The organism is Pseudonocardia ailaonensis (assembly GCF_039531635.1).
Classification (GTDB): Bacteria; Actinomycetota; Actinomycetes; order Mycobacteriales; family Pseudonocardiaceae; genus Pseudonocardia; species Pseudonocardia ailaonensis.
Window position 1 is genome coordinate 359,746 of sequence record NZ_BAAAQK010000025.1, and the last position, 16,358, is coordinate 376,103.

The following is a 16,358-nucleotide window of genomic DNA, read 5'->3' on the forward strand; positions in this document are numbered from 1 at the left end:
CCGGTGCTGCGCTATATCGCGTCGCGGCTGCCGTCCGCCCTGGTGGTGCTGGTCGCCGCCTCGATCCTGATCTTCTCGCTGCTCCGGCTGGTGCCGGGCGACCCGGCGACCACGCTCGCGGGCCCCGACGCCTCACCGGAGGCCCTCGCCGCGATCCGGGCCTCGCTGGGGCTCGACGAGCCCGTGTGGCTGCAGTACGTGCACTGGCTGGGGGCGCTGGTCACCGGCGACCTCGGCCGCTCCTACCTGATCGGCGGCCGGATCACGGACCTCGTGCTCGCCGGGCTGGTGAACACGGTGGTGCTGGCGGTCGCCGCGATGCTCCTCGCGGTGCTGTTCGCGCTGGTCGTCGGCGTGGGCGCGGTGCTGAGCCGGTCCCGCACGGTCGACGCGCTGGTCACCGGGGCGAACACGGCGGCGCTCGCGCTGCCGCCGTTCGTCACCGGGGTGCTGCTCGTCCTCGTCTTCGCGGTGGTGTGGCCGGTCCTGCCCGCGGGCGGGGTGCCGCCCGCCGGGTTCGCCGCCCGCCCGGACATCACGGTGCAGTACCTGCTGCTGCCGGCGGTCTGCCTCGCGCTGCCGGTCGCGGCGGCGATCACCCGCTTCCTGGTCGAGTCGCTGCGCACCGAGCTCGCCCAGCCCTACGTGCTCACCGCCCGCGCGCTCGGCATCCCGCGCCGGCGCATCGTGCTGCGTCAGGCGCTGCCCGCCGCGCTGCCGAGCATGGTCACCGCGCTGGGCATCCAGGTCGGCACCGTCCTCGGCGGGGCCGTGCTCGTCGAGGCGATCTTCACCTGGCCGGGGCTGGGCCAGCTCGTCGAGCAGGGGATCAGCCGCCGCGACTACCCGGTCGTGCAGGTCCTGCTGCTGCTCTCGGTCGCGGTGTTCGTGCTGGTCCAGCTGCTGACGGACGTGGCGCACGCCGCGCTCGACCCCCGGATCCGGATCGGAGGATCGCTGTGACCCTGGTGGAGGAGACCCCCCTCGCGGCGCAGCCGGCAACCGCGCCGGACGTGCGGGACGTGGGTGTGCCCGCCCCGCGGGCCCGCTGGTTCACCGCGCTGCGACACGGGCGCGGGCTCGCGGGCGCGCTGCTGGTCGGCGTCGTCCTGCTGGCCGGGCTCGCCGCGCCGCTGCTCGCGAAGTACCCGCCGCTCGAGCAGATCCCCGGCGCGAACCTGGTCCCACCGGACGCCGCGCACTGGCTCGGTACCGACGAGGTCAACCGGGACGTGCTCAGCCGGGTGCTGTTCGGCATCCGGGCGGACCTGCTGGTGCTCGTGACGGCGGTGCCGCTCGGGGCGCTGGTCGGGGCGTTGGCGGGGTTGCTGTCCAGCCTCTCCGCCGCCACGGACGTCGTGGCGCAGCGGGTGTTCGACCTGCTGCTCGCCTTCCCGGTGCTGATCCTCGGCATCGCGCTCGCCGCCGTCGTCGGTCCCGGGCTGACCACCGTGGGCCTGGTGATCACCCTGGCGGAGATCCCGGTGTTCGGGCGGCTGCTGCGCGGCGCGGCCCTCCGGGTGCGGGAGATGCCCTACGTCGAGGCGGCCACGGTGGTGGGCGCCGGACGCTGGTGGGTGCTGCGCCGCCACGTCCTGCCCAACGCCGTGGAGCCCGCCGGCGTGCAGCTCGCCGTGTCCCTGTCCGTCGCCGTGTTCGTGGAGGGCGCGATGAGCTTCATCGGCATCGGGATCCGGCCCCCGGACCCGTCCCTCGGGTCGATCATCGCCGACTCGGTGAGCAAGCTCGACGCCAATCCCGCGATGGCGCTGGGCCCGCTCGCGGTGGTCGTCGCGCTCGTCCTCGGTTTCCTGCTCGTCGCCCAGGCCCTCGCGGCGGGACGGCGGGTGGCCGGATGAGCGGGCCGTCGGCACAGCCCGCGGTGAGCGGGCCGTCGGCACAGCCCGCGGTGAGCGGGCCGTCGGCAGAGCCCACGGTGCTGGAGATCGCGGATCTGCGCGTCGGCTTCCCCGGGGCGGTCGCCGTCGCCGGTGTCGATCTCACCGTGCGCCGCGGCGAGGTCGTGGCGCTGGTCGGCGAGTCCGGGTCCGGCAAGACGATGATCGCCCGCTCCGTGCTGGGCCTGCTGCCCGCGACCGCGACCGCCACGGGCAGTGTGGAGCTGGCCGGGACGCAGGTCGTCGGTGCGGACGAGGCGGCGCTCGAGGCGTTGCGCGGCTCCCGGGCGGCGATGGTGTTCCAGGAGCCGCAGACCGCGCTCAACCCGGTCCGGACGGTCGGCTGGCAGCTCGTCGAGGCGCTGCGCGCGCACCGCCCGATCCCGCGGTCGGCGGCCCGCGCGCGGGCCGTGGAGCTGCTCGAGCTCGTCGGGATCCCGGAGCCCGAGCGGCGGCTGCGGTCCTACCCGCACCAGCTCTCGGGCGGGCAGAAGCAGCGGGTGGTGATCGCGCTGGCCCTGTCCGGGGAACCGGACCTGCTCCTCGCGGACGAACCGACCACCGCCCTGGACGTCACGGTGCAGGCGCAGATCCTCACGCTGCTCCGCGACCTGCGGGACCGGCTCGGCGTCGCGGTCCTGCTGGTCACGCACAACATGGGTGTGGTCGCCGAGCTCGCGGACCGGGTCGTGGTGCTGCACCGCGGGCGCGTGGTGGAGCGGCGCGCGGTCCCGGAGCTGTTCGCCCGCCCGGCCACCGACTACACCCGCGACCTGCTCGCGTCGGTCCCGGCGCTGCCCGAGCAGCGTCGGGACGCACCCGACCCGGAGTTCGGCGAGGACGCGCTGCTCACACTGGAGGCCATCTCCGTCGTGTATCCCGCGAAGCGGGGCAGGCCCGCGTTCCGCGCGGTGCACGACGTGAGCCTGGCCGTGCGGCCGGGTGAGGTCGTCGGGCTGGTGGGTGAGTCCGGTTCGGGCAAGACGACGATCGGGCGCGCCGCGGTCGGGCTGGTGCCGGTCACGGCGGGCCGCGTCCTGCTCGACGGCCGGGACCTCGCCTCGCTCGGGCGGGCCGAGCTGCGTGCCGCCCGGCGTGGCCTGGCGGTGGTGCACCAGGACCCGGCTGCCTCCCTGGACCCCCGTTTCACGGTGGGCGAGAGCATCGCCGAACCACTGCTCGTCCACCGGGCTCCGGCAGCGCCGGCGCGGATCGCCGCGCTGCTCGAGTCGGTCCGGCTGCCCGCCGCCTACGCGGCCCGGCGCCCCGGGGAGCTCTCCGGCGGCCAGCGGCAGCGCGTGGCGCTCGCCCGTGCCCTCGCGCTGGCCCCGCGACTGGTGATCGCGGACGAGCCGACCAGTGCGCTCGACGTGTCGGTGCAGGCGGACGTGCTGGCCCTGTTCGACGACCTGCGCCGCGAGCTCGGCTTCGCCTGCCTGTTCGTGAGCCACGACCTGGGCGTCGTCGACCGGGTGTCGGACCGGGTCGCGGTGCTGCGCGACGGCGAGGTGCTCGAGCTCGGCGCGCCCGGCGAGGTGTTCGTCGACCCCCGGCACGAGTACACGAGGGCCCTGGTCGACGCCGTCCCGCGCGTGCCGGCCCGCGCCACGTCGTGAGCGACGCGCCGCTGCGGGCGGGGATCCACCCACCACGCTCCCCGTTCGCACGGAGCAGGTCGGGGAACCCGGACCGGAGCGATCGGCGGCCGGCTCCGCGGCGTCCGCCGGTCGGGACGTATCACCGGGCGGACGGTCACTACTCTTCCCGTTCGTGCGCGCAGTCGTCACCGGCGGAGCCGGTTTCATCGGGTCCAACCTCGTCGACGCCCTCGTGGCCCGGGGAGCCGACGTGCTGGTGGTCGACGACCTCAGCCACGGGTCCCGCGACAACGTCGCCTCGGGTGTCGAGCTCGCCGAGGTGGACATCCGGGACGCCGAGGGCGTGCGGAAGGCCGTCACCGGTTTCCGGCCGGACGTGCTGTGTCACCTCGCCGCGCAGATCGATGTGCGGGTGTCCATGGCCGAGCCGGCGCTCGACGCCACCACCAACGTCGTCGGGTCGATCAACGTGCTCGCCGCCGCGCACGAGGCCGGGGTGCGGCGGGTCGTCAACACCTCCACCGGCGGCGCCATCTACGGCGAGACGGACACGGTCCCGACCCCCGAGACGGTCGCGGCCGCGCCGCTGTCGCCCTACGGGATGAGCAAGCGGACCGTCGAGAAGTACGGGGCGTGGTTCCGGTCGGCGCGCGGGCTGGACGTCGTCACCCTGCGGTACGGCAACGTCTACGGGCCGCGGCAGGACCCGCGGGGGGACGCCGGCGTCATCGCCATCTTCTGCGAGTCCGCGCTGGCCGGGAAGCGGCCGACGATCTTCGGGGACGGCTCCCAGACCCGGGACTACGTGTTCGTCGGGGACATCGTGGGGGCCAACCTGGCCGCGATCGACGCGGCCGAGCTGCCCCACGACGTCTACAACGTGGGCACCGGCACCGAGGTGGACCTGCTGACCCTCGCCGAGCAGGTGCGCCTCGCCGCCGGCCTGGAGTCCTTCGAGCCGGAGCTCGCGCCGGCCCGGGCGGGCGAGGTGCTGCGCAGCTGCCTGGACGTGAGCCGGGCCCGCGAGGAGCTGGGCTACACCGCGCAGACCTCGCTGGTGGACGGCCTGGCCGCCACCCTCGCCTGGATCAGGACCCTCGACTAGGCCGTCAGAGGTCGGGCAGCTCGAACACGGGCGCTCCGGCCCTGGTGGACAGGAAGTAGCAGACCTCGCCGACGACGAGTGGCGTGATCATCGGGGCCTCGCGCAGGCTCGTCAGGACCTCGGCGCATCGGCTGTGGTGCTGATCCCTGACCGACGCCGCAGCGACGATGGGGCCGGTGTCGACCAGGATCACTACTCGCCGGTCTCCGCCCTCAGAACGGCTCGTGCGTTCTCGGCCAGGTCGGGCTCGGCGTCCTCGATGGAACCGACCCAGTCGAAGAGGTGGCCGCGAGGGGGGCCGCCGGCCGCCGTCAGCCCGCCGTCGATCACCTCGAACCGAACGCGCTCCCCCGCCCGCAGATGCACGCCGAAACGCTCGGCCACCTCGGCCAGCTCGGGCGGCACGACGAACTCCTGACCATGATGATCAGCGGGAACGGACACGGTCGACGCACCTCCTCGTCGTCACCATGATGGCACGGCGAGGCGCAGGACTAGACGTAGACGGCGAGGGTCAGCATCGCGACCCAGACCACGGCGAGGACCTGCAGGACGCGGTCGCTGAGCGCGATCTCGTCCGGGGCCCCGCCGTCGCCGTTGTCGACGTCGACGGAGTAGCGCAGCACGGCGATCACGAACGGGACGATCGAGATGATCGACCACACCGAGTTGTGGTGGGCCTCGCGGATCTCGAAGGCCCAGAGGCTGTAGGTCATGATCATGACCGTGGCCGAGAGCGCCCAGACGAACCGCAGGTACGAGGGCGAGTACGACTCGAGGGACTTGCGGATCTTCGCGCCGGTGCGCTCGGCGAGCATCATCTCGGCGTAGCGCTTGCCGGAGACCATGAACAGCGAGCCGAACCCGGCGACCAGCAGGAACCACTGCGAGAGCGGGATGGCCGCGGCGACGCCGCCGGCGATGGCGCGGATGAGGAAGCCGGAGGCGACGATGCAGATGTCGAGCACCGGCTGGTGCTTGAGCCAGAAGCAGTAGGCCAGCTGCACGCCGATGTAGACGGCCAGCACGATCAGCAGCTGCACCGAGGCGAACAGCGACAGCACGATCGCCGCGGCGAACAGCACCGCGGCGACGGTGAAGGCCACCGGGACCGGGACGATCCCGGCCGCGATCGGGCGGAAGCGCTTCTTGGGGTGGGCGCGGTCGGCCTCGACGTCGCGGGCGTCGTTGACCAGGTAGACGCCGGACGCGGCCAGGGAGAACGCGGCGAACGCGATCACGAGCTTGAGCGCGACGTTGCCGTCGAACAGGTCGCCGGAGGTGAACGGCGCGGCCAGGACCAGGACGTTCTTGACCCACTGCTTGGGCCGCATCGTCCGCAGCACGCCGGACACGAGTCCCAGCGGGGTCCGCTGCGGCGCCTCCACCGTCTCGGTGGGTACGTCCGTGCTGGTCATCGGCGCTTCTTCCGGGTCAGGCGCGGGATGACGCGCCGGGCGGCCAGGGCGACGCCGGCGCCGAGCGCCGATCCGGTCGCCACGTCGGTGGGGTAGTGCACGCCGAGCACCAGGCGGGACAGCGCCATCACCGGCACGACGGCCAGCGGGGCCCGCGACCGCAGCAGCCCGCTGTAGAGCACGGCGGCGGCGGTGGTGGAGGTGGCGTGCGAGGACGGGAAGGAGAGCCTGCTCGGGGTCCCCACGAGCACCTTCACCGAAGGATGGTCGGGGCGGGGGCGGCGCACCACGCGCTTGACCCCGATCGACGCCCCGTGGGCGAACGCGACGGCGGCGGTGGACCACAGCCACTCGGCGCGGCGCTCGCGGTCCACGGCGGCACCGACGGCGCCGAGGGCGAGCCAGCCCAGGGCGTGTTCGCCCAGGTGGGAGAGGCCGCGGGCGGCGCTCACCACGGGCGGGCGGCCGACGGCGCCCTGCACCCCGGCCAGGATCCGCACCTCGGGCGAGGGCGGGAGGTCCGGGACCACGGTCAGCGACGCCGGGTGGGTGTGGGGAGCGGCCGGGGCCGACGTGTCGAGCGACCGGTCGGTCACGGGGCAGGCCTCCTCGCGCCGGCGTGGGAAGGCCGCGGGCGCCGATCTGCGATCTGTACGGCGGCACATGTTACGCGGCAGCGCACCGACGGCCTCGGCGGGGCGGGGTCAGAACCACCGTTCGAGGACGAGTGCGACCCCGTCCTCGTCGTGCCGCGCGGTGATCTCGTCGGCGATCGCGGCGACCGCCGGATCGGCGTTGGCCATCGCCACGCCGTGCCCGGCCCAGCGCAGCATCGCCTCGTCGTTCGGCATGTCGCCGAACGCCACGATCTGCTCGCGGGGCACGCCGTAGAGCTGCGCGACCTCGGCCAGCCCGGTGGCCTTCGACACCCCGGCGGGCGCGACCTCCAGCAGCCCGCCCGGGTGCGAGTAGGTCACGTCGACCTCGGTGCCGAGCCGCGGTGCCAGCAGCGCGAGCATCTCCGCACTCGTCAGGCTCGCGGCCCTGACCAGCAGTTTCACCGCGGGCCGGGCGAGCAGCGCGGCCCGCTCCTCGACGGGCGGGGCGGTGCCGGGCCAGGCGTGCTCGTAGTCCGGTTCGACGACGAACTGGGTGGCGGCGTCGTCGAACGCGCTGGTGCCGACCCGCTCGACCCCGAGCATCGCGCCCGGCAGCACCTCCGCGCAGGCCTGCGACAGGTCGGCCAGGGCCTCGGGCGGAAGGGCGTGGGCGCCGAGGATCCGGTCCTCCTCGACGTCGTAGAGCACGGCGCCGTTCGCGCACACCGCGTACCGGACGACGCCGAGCTGGGTGGCCACCGGCGGTATCCACCGCGGCGGGCGGCCGGTGACCAGCACGAACGGCACCCCGGCGGCGACCGCGCGACCCACCACGGCCGCGGTGCGCGTGCTGACGGTGTGGTCGGCGCCGAGCAGGGTGCCGTCGACGTCGCTCGCCACCAACCGCGGAGCCTCCACTCCCCCACACTACGGGCCGGGCGGGATAGCCTCGCCGCATGCGCGTGCTCGTGGTGTCGGCGCCCCTGACCGGGCACCTGCTCCCGATGCTCCCGCTGGCCGAGGCCCTCTGGGACGCCGGGCACGACGTGCTGGTGGCCACCGGCGGGGACGCGATGGCGGCGGACACCGGTGACCTCCCGGTGATCGACATCGCCCGGGACCTGTCCTTCCCCCGGATCGCCGCCCGCTGCATGGCCGCCCATCCCCTCGACGCGCGCGCGGAGATCGCCGGGACCGCGGGCACGCGGATGGTGGCGCGGCTGTTCGGCACGGTGAACGAGGAGCTGGCCGACGGCGTGGTGACCGTCGTCGAGCAGTGGCGGCCGGACGTGGTGGTCCACGAGCCGCTCGCGGTCGCCGGGGCGGTCGCGGCGGCCCGTCACGACCTGCCGACGGTGCTGCTGGAGAACTCGCTGTTCGACGGTCCGGCGCTGGTCAGGGCCACGGCCGGGTCGAAGATCATGCAGCGGGCCCTGCGCCGGCACGGGCTGGAGGAGCGCGGGCTGCCGAAACCCGAGGTGGTGCTCACGACCGCGCCCCGCAGCGTCGTCGGGGAGCGTGAGGGGCTGCCGATGCGGCCGGTGCAGCGTGGCGGCGGGGACGTCCCGGCCTGGCTGCGGGTGCCCTCGGACGCCGCGGACCGGCCCCGGATCCTCGTCTCGCGCAGCACGGTGCCCGGCCCCGGGGCCGACCCGATGCCCGCCGCGCTCGCCGCGGCCGCCGAGGTCGACGCCGAGATCGTGCTGGTCAGGCCCGAGCCGCGGATCGAGCGGCGGGCCGCCGGGAAGGTCCGGACGGTCGGCTGGGTGCCGCTCGTGGACGTCATGCCGCTGTGCGCGGCGATCGTGCACCACGGCGGCGCGGGCACCTCGATCGGCGCGCTGGCCGCCGGGATCCCGCAGCTCGCCGTGCCCGGCCCCGGCGACCGCCGGCACAACGCCGAGCTCGTGGCGCGCCGGGGGGCCGGCCTGGCGGGCAAGGTCACGGCCGAGGCGCTGCGCACCCTGGTGGCGGACGGCGAGCTGGCCGCCAACGCCCGCGAGGTCCGCACCGAGATCGAGGCCATGCCCCATCCCGAGGCCCGGGTGCCCGCGGTCGCCGCCCTCGTCCTGTGACGGTGCCGAGCCCCGTTGTCAGGAGACCAGGGTGTCAGGAGATCAGGGCGGAGGCGGTGAGGGCCGTGAGACCGGCGACCGAGCCGACGACGCGCACCACGTGGAAGCGGGTCCAGCGGTCCCGCTGCGCCGCCCAGTCCGGGGGCAGCGTCTCGACCGTCCAGCCCGCGATGCGGGTCGCGATCGGGACCTCGACCGCCACCGTCACCACGAGGGCGAGCAGGTAGAGCGCGAACGCCGCCACCGCGAGGGCGAAGGCGGGCCCGGTGGCCGTCACCGCCACCGGCACGATCGACAGCAGCGCGACGGGCATCAGGACCCGCATCAGCGGAGCGAGGTTGAGGTTCAGCCGCAGCCCGATCGCCAGGAAGGCGTCGGGGGTGAACTACGAGATCGAGCGCGTCAGCCCGATCCACGGGCCCCAGAACACACCGGTGACCAGGGCGCACAGGACGATGCCGGGCAGCGCGATCATGCGCTCATATTACAGTCACTGTAATTTCCGTGCCAGCGTCGCGGCGGCGCGGACGTCCCCCAGGACACGTTCCCGCAGATCGGCGCGGCCGACGTGCCGGGCGAGGGAGCGCAGCTGCACCCGCCAGAGGGCGACGACGGCGGTCGCCAGGAGCAGGATGCGCGGATCGTCCGGGTCCCGGCCGGTCCGCTCGGCCAACCCGGCGGCGGCGACATCGGTGATCCGCTCCGCCGTCACCGCCGCGGCGGCGCGCAGAGCCGGCGTGCGGGCGATCAGGGCCGACACCGCCTGCGCGTCCCCCGGCCCGAGGGCGCCCCCCAGCAGGTCGTCGAGATCCGCGACGATCAGCGCGACCGCGGCGTCGACCGGCTCCGGGCCGGCCACCGCCGCGCGGACAGCGGCCGCCCAGCGGTCCTCCCGGTCCAGGACCAGGGACTCCTTGGTCGGGAAGTGGTTGAACACCGTCTTCTCGACGACACCGGCGGCACGGGCGACCTCGGCGACGGTCACCTCGTCGAAGCCGCGCTCGAGGAACAGTGCCGTCGCGACGTCCGAGATCTCCCGGCGGGAGACACGGCGGCCCGGCAACGCCTCAGAGCCCGAGGGCCAGGAGAACGATCCCCAGCAGCGGGGCCACGAGCTGGACCGCGGCGGCGCGGGCCTTCGAGCGGTCCGAGAGCACCAGGACCAGGCCCGCGGCCACCATGCAGCCGGCGCCGGCGAAGACCAGGGTGAGCCCGGCCGTCGTCGAGCCGGTGGCGAACAGGACGATGCCCAGCACCACCAGCACGCCGAGGAACAGGTTGTAGAAGCCCTGGTTGAAGGCGAGCGGACGGGTGGTCAGGGCCTGCTCCGGCGTGGTCCCGAAGGTCGCCCGGGTCCGCGGGGCGGTCCAGGCGAAGGACTCCAGCCAGAAGATGTAGCCGTGGACCACCGCGGCCAGCCCCGCGAGGACCAGGCCGGCGACCGTCACGTCAGATGATCGCGACGGCGACGACGAGGCCCAGCGCGATGTGCGCGGCGGCCACGACCCAGGCCTCGGCCTTGAGCTCGTCGGCGGCCAGGACGTCGCCGATGTGGATGCCGGTGACCCACTCCAGCAGCCGCACGGCCGCCACCTGGGCGATGATCCCGACCAGGCCGAAGATCAGGGCCGCGAGCAGGCCCTCGGCGAGCAGGCCCGACGCGTTGTAGATGGCCGTGACCACGATGAACGCCATCGAGACCATGCCGGCGGAGGTGACCACCACGGCGCCGGGGCGGCCCTCGCGGACCAGCCGGTTGAGCTTGCCGGGCGTGGTGATGTCGATCGCCCAGAAGCCGAGCAGCATCAGCAGGGCGCCGAGCAGGGCGTAGAGCAGGATCGCGCCGACGCCGCGGCCGATTCCCGCGAAGTAGGCGGAGTCGAGGGCCAGGACCATGAGGTTCTCCGGGGGAGGCGAAGGGAACGGGAAGCGGGGGGTCGGTAGGTCGGCGGAGCCGACGGGGCGGGGAGAGCCGAGCCTCTTATTCGGGGATGCGGTGCGGGACGAAGGCGGCGCCGTCGTCCGTGACCAGGCCCGCGGTCTCGCGGATGCCCAGGCCCGCGGAGCCGTCGCCGACGATCCACGCACCCAGGGCGGGGCGGAAGCCGTCGAAGAGCGGCAGGGCGTCGAACAGCTGGTAGACGTACCCCTCGTCGCCGTACACGCCGCCGGTGGAGACCTGGGAACCCGGCGACACGATGTCGACGTTCGCACCCTCGCGGCCCAGCAGCGGCTTGCGCACGTACTCGGTGAGCAGCCCCGGGTCGTTGAGGTACGCCGGCAGCAGGTTCGGGTGCCCGGGGTACATCTCCCAGAGCACCGCGAGGATCGCCTTGTTGGACAGGATCGTCTTCCACAGCGGCTCGAGCCACAGCGTGTCCGGGAGGCTGCGGACCACGTGCTTGCCGAAGTCCTCGGTGAGCATCCACTCCCAGGGGTACAGCTTGAACACGCTCCGGATCGGCGCCTCGGCGAGATCCACGAAGCGGTCCAGGTCGACGTCCCAGCCGAGGTCCTCGATCCGCAGGCCGACGGTGTCCAGGCCGGCCTCGGCCGCCGTCTCCTGCAGGTACCCGACGGTCACGTGGTCCTCGCCGGTGGAGTCCCCGCCGGACCAGGTGAAGTGCACCTCGGAGCTGGGCAGCGAGGACTTGATCTCGCCGAACCGCTCGACCAGCCGCTCGTGCAGCGAGTTCCACTGGTCGTCGTCCGGGTGGGTGTCCTTGAGCCAGTACCACTGCAGGATCGACGCCTCGAGCAGCGTGGTCGGGGTGTCCGCGTTGTACTCGAGCAGCTTGGCCGGCCCGCCGCCGTCGTAGCGCAGGTCGAAGCGGCCGTAGACGTGCGGATCGTGCCGCTTCCAGGACTCGCCGACCTTCTCCCACGCCCACTCGGGGATGGCGAAGTCGCGGTACCGCTCGGTGGTGACGACGTGGTCCACCGCCTCGAGGCACATCGAGTGGATCAGCTCGACGTCCGCCTCGAGGGAGAGCACCTCGTCCATCTCGAAGACGTAGTGCACGGACTCGTCCCAGTACGGCCTGGCCAGGCCGTTCGCGTCCCGGCCCGGGGCGTCGAAGACGAGCCCCTGCTCACGGACGGTCTGCTGCCAGCCGGGACGGGGGGTCCCGCGTTCACGGCGCACCGTTCAGCTCCCGCTGCTTCCGCTCGAGGACGAGCCCCCGGACGAGCTGGACCCGCCGCTGGTACCCGCCTTGGACCCGCCGCCGGAGCCGCCGCTGCTCACGCCGAGACCGCCGCGGGAGATCGACTTGCCCGACGGGGTCTTGACGTTGCCGCTCGACGGCACGGACGTCGTCCCGCCGCTGACCCGCTGGCCCACGGTGCCGGCGCCGCCGTAGTTGTAGTGGTACTGGCCGCCGCCACCGCCGATGAAGATCGGGTAGAAGCCGCCTCCGCCGTAGTAGGTGGTGCTGGAGCCGGACGCGGGCGTGACGCAGTTCGAGTCGTCGACCACCACGTCGTTCGCGTCGACGCAGCGGGCCTCCGTGGTCTCGCCGTTCGACGAGACGGCGTAGCCGACCGCGATCAGCGCGACCACGCCGACCACGACGCCACCGCCGATCAGCAGCCGCTTGCGCTTCTTGCGGGACGCGGCGGCCTCGGCCGCGGCCTGCGCCTCCTCCTCGCGCCGGCGGGCCCCCTGTTCCCGGGCCCGCTTCTCGGCGAGGGTGGGTTCGCGGGGCGTGGTGCCGGCGTCCTGCTCGGAGATCCGGCCGCGAGCGCCGTTCCCGGCCTCCGCCTGCGGGCCGACCTGCTCGATCGGGCCCGTGTTCTCGCCGTCCGGACCAGCGCCATCACCCGGCGGCCGGTTGCGGCCGTCGTTCTCGCTCATACGTCACCCCCGCCCGCACGGTATCCGGTCGCGACGGGCCGGTGGTACCGGATGGCGTATCGGGTCGGTATCGACACTCCCGCCGGTTTCCGCCGCTCGTCCGTTGCGTCACCGGATCGGTACTCCGGGTGACGACGAACGGCAGACTCCTGCACTTCGCAGCACGAGCCCGACCGACGACCGCGCCGACGGGACACCGGTTCGGGGTCGCCCGGTCGGGGACGGCAAGATGGCCGACGACATGGACGAGCTCTTCACCCCGTCCGGCGAACGACCCCGACGCGGTTCCGACCGCAGCGGGACCGCCCTCGCCGACCGCCCGGTCCGCTCCCCACGGACGAGCCCGCCCGCGTCGCCCCCGAAGGGCGCGCGCGTGCCGGGAGTCCGTCAGGCGCGGCGAATCGTCGTGGCCGTGCTCACCGGCGCGGCGGTGATGCTCGGTGTCGGCATGCTCGACACGGTCGGCGGCGCCACGGTCCCCGTCCTCGGCACGCTGGCCGCGCTGCCGTCGCCGAACGGGACCGCCGCCGCGGTCAAGGACGTCCCGCCGCCGCCCACCGCCCCCGGTACCTGCCTGAACTGGACCCGGGCCGACGCGGCGGACACCGCTGTCGTCGACTGCGCGCGGCCGCACCTGTTCGAGCAGGCCGGCACCGTCCGGCTCGCCGACCAGTCCGCCCTGCCGGACGAGAACGGCTGGCTGTCGCTGGTCAACGAGCGGTGCACGCCGGTCGTCCTGCAGTACCTCGGCGGCAAGTTCGACCCGGACGGCAAGTTCCGGGTGGGCGCGCTCAAGCCGTCGCAGAAGAAGTGGGACGAGGGCGATCGCGAGCTGCGCTGCGGGCTGCAGAGCTCCTCGCGCTCCGGTGCGCTCTACCCGCTGTCCGGCAAGGCCGCGGACCAGGACCAGGCCGGCACGTACGCGATCGGCACCTGTCTGGGGATCGACGGCCGCAAGGTCGGCGACCCGGTGACCTGCACGGGCCCGCACGCGGTGGAGACGGTCGGGATCGTGGACCTGTCGCCGAAGTTCCCGTCCGCCTTCCCGGCCGTGGGCGACCAGGACGGCTTCCTCCAGCCGGAGTGCAGCAAGATCGCCGCGGACTACGCCGGCGGCGCCCAGGTGATCGCGGACAAGAAGCTCACCGTGTACTGGGACAACATCACCGAGGACTCGTGGAACGCGGGCACCCGCAAGGTGAACTGCAACCTGGCCGCGCTGCTGCCGGACCGCAGCGGGTTCGCGCCGGTCACGGGCACCGTCAAGGGCTCGGTGTCGGTGAGCGACCAGGCCGCGCCGCCGACCGCCGACCCGGCGAAGCCCGGCACGCCGGCCACCCCGGTCACGCCGTCGCCGAGCGCCTCGCCCGCGCCGCCGGTGGACTCCTCCGCGCCGGCGCCGCCGCCGTCCTCGGAGCCCGCGCCGCCGCCGTCCTCCTCCGCGGCACCCTCGGCGATCCTGCCCCTCCCGGGCCACTGATCCGGTGGTCCCGATGGGCCGGGACCGGTTCGAGGAACTGGTCTCCGACGCGCTCGACGAGGTCCCGGCCCGGCTCACCGCGGCGATGGACAACGTCGTGGTGCTCGTCGAGGACCGGCACCCGGACGATCCGTCGCTGCTCGGGCTGTACGAGGGTGTGGCGCTCACGGAGCGGACCAGCGACTACGGCGGCATCCTGCCGGACCGGATCACGATCTTCCGGGAGGCGGTGCTCGACATGTGCGACACCGAGGACGAGGTCGTCCACGAGGTGGCGGTGACCGTGGTGCACGAGATCGCCCACCACTTCGGCATCGACGAGGACACCCTTCACGAGCTCGGCTGGGGATAGGCCCGCAGGAACGCCTCCACCCCCGAGGTGACGATCCGGTCCAGCTCGGCGGCCGGCAGCGGCACGGCGCCGTGGAAGGTGCGAGGTCCTGCTGGCGCTGCGCGGTCTCGCGACCGGGATCGCCGTCGTGCCACCGACGATCGCGGCCTACCCCGCGGTGCGCCGCGAGACCTGACCGACCAGCCCGCCGCCTCGGTCAGCCCACACCCTCGTGAGTGGCGATAGTCGCTCCGGCGACTATCGCCACTCACGGGATCAGTGGGCCTCGGGGGCTGCGCCCGCCGTCACGTCGCCTTCTAGGGAGGGGCCGGAGTCCCACAGGTCGAGGGCCCAGCCCGACTCCGCGCTGCGGTCCCGGCGGAGGACCACCCGGCCCGTGTTGGGGACGTACCGGGTCGCGGCGGTGTCGCCGAGCAGGGCGGCGGCGGCGAGGCGGATCGCGGCGCCGTGGCTGACCAGCACCACCGCACCACCGGGGCCGTGCGCCCGCTCGCTCTGCTCCACGATCCGCTCGACCGCGGGCAGGTAGCGGGCGCGCAAATCCAGCGCCGACTCCCCGCCCGGCAGCGCGCGCGAGAGGTCGCCGCCCCACCAGGCGTCGTAGCACTCGTCGAAGTCCCGGCGGGCGGGCTTGTCGGAGCGGCCCTCGAGCTCCCCGACGAAGATCTCGTGCACCCCGTCGACCACGCTCACGCCCAGGCCGTGGGCCCGGGCGACCGGATCGGCGGTCTGCCGGGCCCGCAGCGCCCGCGAGGCGTGCACGGCGTGGACGGGCCAGTCCGCCAGCAGCTCGGCGACCGTGTCCGCCTGCGCCCGGCCCGTGTCGTTCAGCGGAGCTCCCGGCGGGACGGTGTCGAGGGCCTTGGCCACGTTGGCGTCCGTCTGGCCGTGGCGCAGCAGGACGAGTCGCAGCTCCTCCTGCTCGGGCTCCTCGGGGGTCACGTGCATGCTCCGTTCCGCAGTCCGTCCAGCCAGGCGGTCGCCGCCCGGTAGGCCTCGGCGTCCGCGCCGTTCAGGGGGACGGCCGGCGCTCCGGCGCCCGTGGCCGGCCCGGCCGACCCGGTCGCGCGCGAGTAGGACCCGAGGAAGCGCACGCTCTCGGAGCGGCGGTGCAGCGCGGCCAGCGCCTCGCCCATGGCCGGCTCCGCGACGTGCCCGCTGCAGTCCAGGTGGAACCAGTACTCGTTGTGCTTGTCCTTGATCGGCCGCGACTCGATGCGCGTGAGGTCGACCCCGCGCACGGCCAGCTCGGTGAGCAGCCCGAGCAGCGATCCCGGCCGGTTCTCCGTGGTCAGCGCCAGCGTGGTGCGGTCGTGCCCGGTGGGCGGGGGCGGCGGCGCGGGCCGGGTGAGGAGCACGAACCGGGTGACGGCGTCGGCGTTGTCGGCGATGTCGTCCGCCAGGACCTCGAGGCCGTGCTGGGCCGCGGCCAGCGGCGATGACACGGCGGCGTCGACCTCGCCGCGGGCGACCTGGGCCGCGCCCTCGGACGTCGACGTGGCCACCCGGACCTCGGCCGCGGGCAGGTTCTCCGCGATCCAGCCGCGGGTCTGCGCGATGCCGTGCCCGTGCGACGCGACGGCGCGGATCTCCGCCAGCGCGGTGCCGGGGCGGACGAGCAGCACGAACCGGACGGCGAGCACCGCCTCCTGGACGATCACCAGCGGTGGATCGGACACCAGCCCGTCGAGCACGGGCGGGACCGCCCCCTCGACGCTGTTCTCGATGGGGACGCAGCCGGCGTCGACGGAACCGTCGCGCACGGCGGCGAGGACCGCGGGATTGCCGGGGAGCGGCACGAGCTCCGCGCCCTCGGCCTGCGGGAGGGAGCGCAGCGCCTGCTCGGTGAAGGTCGCGTGCGGCCCCAGGAAACCGATTCGACGCACGGTCCGAGCCTAGGGCGCGGCTCCCCGGGCGATGCCGCCGGGCCCGGTGATCCACGTCGTTCCCGGCAAGCCGCCGGGCCGTCCTCGTACC

General features: G+C 74.2%; 20 protein-coding genes. 7 read left to right on the forward strand and 13 right to left on the reverse strand.

What is annotated here, in order from left to right; genetic code table 11:
- Window positions 1–3: 3 nt before the first annotated feature.
- From ABD324_RS30920 to ABD324_RS30935, 4 genes are all read left to right on the forward strand, one after another.
- Window positions 4–963: an ABC transporter permease gene (locus tag ABD324_RS30920; RefSeq protein ID WP_344425182.1), complete on the forward strand. Its 960-nt coding sequence runs from the start codon at window positions 4–6 to the stop codon at window positions 961–963.
- A complete protein-coding gene (locus ABD324_RS30925) occupies window positions 960–1,859 on the forward strand; it encodes an ABC transporter permease (RefSeq protein ID WP_344425185.1) in 900 nt (299 codons plus the stop codon). Before ABD324_RS30920 ends, ABD324_RS30925 begins: the two co-directional genes overlap by 4 nt.
- Window positions 1,856–3,514, forward strand: a complete 1,659-nt coding sequence (locus tag ABD324_RS30930; protein ID WP_344425188.1) for a dipeptide ABC transporter ATP-binding protein — start codon at window positions 1,856–1,858, stop codon at window positions 3,512–3,514. Before ABD324_RS30925 ends, ABD324_RS30930 begins: the two co-directional genes overlap by 4 nt.
- Window positions 3,515–3,668: 154 nt before the next feature.
- On the forward strand, window positions 3,669–4,601 hold the full coding sequence (locus ABD324_RS30935; RefSeq protein WP_344425191.1) for an NAD-dependent epimerase/dehydratase family protein: 933 nt from the start codon (window positions 3,669–3,671) through the stop codon (window positions 4,599–4,601).
- Between the two features lie 4 nt (window positions 4,602–4,605).
- Here ABD324_RS30935 and ABD324_RS30940 read toward each other — a convergent pair whose 3' ends face one another.
- From ABD324_RS30940 to ABD324_RS30960, 5 genes are all read right to left on the reverse strand, one after another.
- Window positions 4,606–4,794 (reverse strand): hypothetical protein, encoded by a 189-nt coding sequence (locus ABD324_RS30940; protein ID WP_344425194.1) that lies wholly within the window; start codon window positions 4,792–4,794, stop codon window positions 4,606–4,608.
- On the reverse strand, window positions 4,794–5,006 hold the full coding sequence (locus tag ABD324_RS30945) for a hypothetical protein (RefSeq protein ID WP_344425196.1): 213 nt from the start codon (window positions 5,004–5,006) through the stop codon (window positions 4,794–4,796). Before ABD324_RS30945 ends, ABD324_RS30940 begins: the two co-directional genes overlap by 1 nt.
- A gap of 89 nt (window positions 5,007–5,095) precedes the next feature.
- Window positions 5,096–6,019 carry a decaprenyl-phosphate phosphoribosyltransferase gene (locus ABD324_RS30950; protein WP_344425199.1) on the reverse strand — a complete coding sequence of 308 codons (924 nt, stop codon included), beginning with the start codon at window positions 6,017–6,019 and terminating at the stop codon, window positions 5,096–5,098.
- Window positions 6,016–6,615 (reverse strand): phosphatase PAP2 family protein, encoded by a 600-nt coding sequence (locus ABD324_RS30955; RefSeq protein WP_425565939.1) that lies wholly within the window; start codon window positions 6,613–6,615, stop codon window positions 6,016–6,018. The genes ABD324_RS30950 and ABD324_RS30955 overlap by 4 nt, the downstream gene beginning before the upstream one ends.
- A gap of 108 nt (window positions 6,616–6,723) precedes the next feature.
- The gene (locus ABD324_RS30960) at window positions 6,724–7,536 is read right to left on the reverse strand and encodes an HAD family hydrolase (protein WP_344425202.1); all 813 of its coding nucleotides are present in this window, start codon (window positions 7,534–7,536) and stop codon (window positions 6,724–6,726) included.
- A gap of 38 nt (window positions 7,537–7,574) precedes the next feature.
- Between ABD324_RS30960 and ABD324_RS30965 the strand changes: the two genes are divergently transcribed.
- Entirely contained in the window at window positions 7,575–8,693 is a 1,119-nt protein-coding gene (locus ABD324_RS30965; RefSeq protein WP_344425205.1) for a nucleotide disphospho-sugar-binding domain-containing protein, read from the forward strand.
- 34 nt (window positions 8,694–8,727) lie between these two features.
- Here ABD324_RS30965 and ABD324_RS30970 read toward each other — a convergent pair whose 3' ends face one another.
- The 6 genes from ABD324_RS30970 to ABD324_RS30995 all read right to left on the reverse strand — a co-directional run bounded on the left by ABD324_RS30970 (window position 8,728) and on the right by ABD324_RS30995 (window position 12,549).
- The gene (locus tag ABD324_RS30970; protein WP_344425208.1) at window positions 8,728–9,018 is read right to left on the reverse strand and encodes an anthrone oxygenase family protein; all 291 of its coding nucleotides are present in this window, start codon (window positions 9,016–9,018) and stop codon (window positions 8,728–8,730) included.
- Window positions 9,019–9,183: 165 nt separating this feature from the next.
- Entirely contained in the window at window positions 9,184–9,756 is a 573-nt protein-coding gene (locus ABD324_RS30975; protein ID WP_344425211.1) for a TetR/AcrR family transcriptional regulator, read from the reverse strand.
- A 4-nt stretch (window positions 9,757–9,760) separates the two neighbouring features.
- Window positions 9,761–10,141: a DUF1304 domain-containing protein gene (locus ABD324_RS30980; RefSeq protein WP_344425214.1), complete on the reverse strand. Its 381-nt coding sequence runs from the start codon at window positions 10,139–10,141 to the stop codon at window positions 9,761–9,763.
- A 1-nt stretch (window position 10,142) separates the two neighbouring features.
- A complete protein-coding gene (locus ABD324_RS30985; RefSeq protein ID WP_344425217.1) occupies window positions 10,143–10,589 on the reverse strand; it encodes a DUF350 domain-containing protein in 447 nt (148 codons plus the stop codon).
- Window positions 10,590–10,674: 85 nt separating this feature from the next.
- The gene (locus ABD324_RS30990; RefSeq protein ID WP_344425220.1) at window positions 10,675–11,838 is read right to left on the reverse strand and encodes a glutathionylspermidine synthase family protein; all 1,164 of its coding nucleotides are present in this window, start codon (window positions 11,836–11,838) and stop codon (window positions 10,675–10,677) included.
- A gap of 3 nt (window positions 11,839–11,841) precedes the next feature.
- Entirely contained in the window at window positions 11,842–12,549 is a 708-nt protein-coding gene (locus tag ABD324_RS30995) for a hypothetical protein (protein WP_344425223.1), read from the reverse strand.
- 229 nt (window positions 12,550–12,778) lie between these two features.
- On the opposite strand from ABD324_RS30995, the gene ABD324_RS31000 reads away from it, so the two are divergent.
- Together ABD324_RS31000 and ABD324_RS31005 are read left to right on the forward strand one after the other, a co-directional pair.
- A complete protein-coding gene (locus ABD324_RS31000) occupies window positions 12,779–14,029 on the forward strand; it encodes a septum formation family protein (protein ID WP_344425226.1) in 1,251 nt (416 codons plus the stop codon).
- 13 nt (window positions 14,030–14,042) lie between these two features.
- A complete protein-coding gene (locus tag ABD324_RS31005; protein WP_344425229.1) occupies window positions 14,043–14,381 on the forward strand; it encodes a metallopeptidase family protein in 339 nt (112 codons plus the stop codon).
- 255 nt (window positions 14,382–14,636) lie between these two features.
- On the opposite strand, the gene ABD324_RS31010 is transcribed toward ABD324_RS31005, so the two are convergent.
- The gene (locus ABD324_RS31010; RefSeq protein WP_344425232.1) at window positions 14,637–15,323 is read right to left on the reverse strand and encodes a histidine phosphatase family protein; all 687 of its coding nucleotides are present in this window, start codon (window positions 15,321–15,323) and stop codon (window positions 14,637–14,639) included.
- Window positions 15,320–16,267, reverse strand: coding sequence for a prephenate dehydratase (gene pheA, locus ABD324_RS31015; RefSeq protein WP_344425235.1), 948 nt, complete (start codon window positions 16,265–16,267; stop codon window positions 15,320–15,322). Before pheA ends, ABD324_RS31010 begins: the two co-directional genes overlap by 4 nt.
- Between the last annotated feature and the right edge of the window lie 91 nt (window positions 16,268–16,358).

Bases quoted from the DNA above. Each gene is read 5' to 3' on its own strand.
- ABD324_RS30970 (WP_344425208.1), bottom strand. From the start codon at position 9,018: ATGCGGGTCCTGATGCCCGTCGCGCTGCTGTCGATCGTGCCGGTGGCG.
- ABD324_RS30965 (WP_344425205.1), top strand. From the start codon at position 7,575: ATGCGCGTGCTCGTGGTGTCGGCGCCCCTGACCGGGCACCTGCTCCCG.
- ABD324_RS30985 (WP_344425217.1), bottom strand. From the start codon at position 10,589: ATGGTCCTGGCCCTCGACTCCGCCTACTTCGCGGGAATCGGCCGCGGC.
- ABD324_RS30995 (WP_344425223.1), bottom strand. From the start codon at position 12,549: ATGAGCGAGAACGACGGCCGCAACCGGCCGCCGGGTGATGGCGCTGGT.
- ABD324_RS31005 (WP_344425229.1), top strand. From the start codon at position 14,043: ATGGGCCGGGACCGGTTCGAGGAACTGGTCTCCGACGCGCTCGACGAG.
- ABD324_RS30950 (WP_344425199.1), bottom strand. From the start codon at position 6,019: ATGACCAGCACGGACGTACCCACCGAGACGGTGGAGGCGCCGCAGCGG.
- ABD324_RS30930 (WP_344425188.1), top strand. From the start codon at position 1,856: ATGAGCGGGCCGTCGGCACAGCCCGCGGTGAGCGGGCCGTCGGCACAG.
- ABD324_RS31000 (WP_344425226.1), top strand. From the start codon at position 12,779: ATGGCCGACGACATGGACGAGCTCTTCACCCCGTCCGGCGAACGACCC.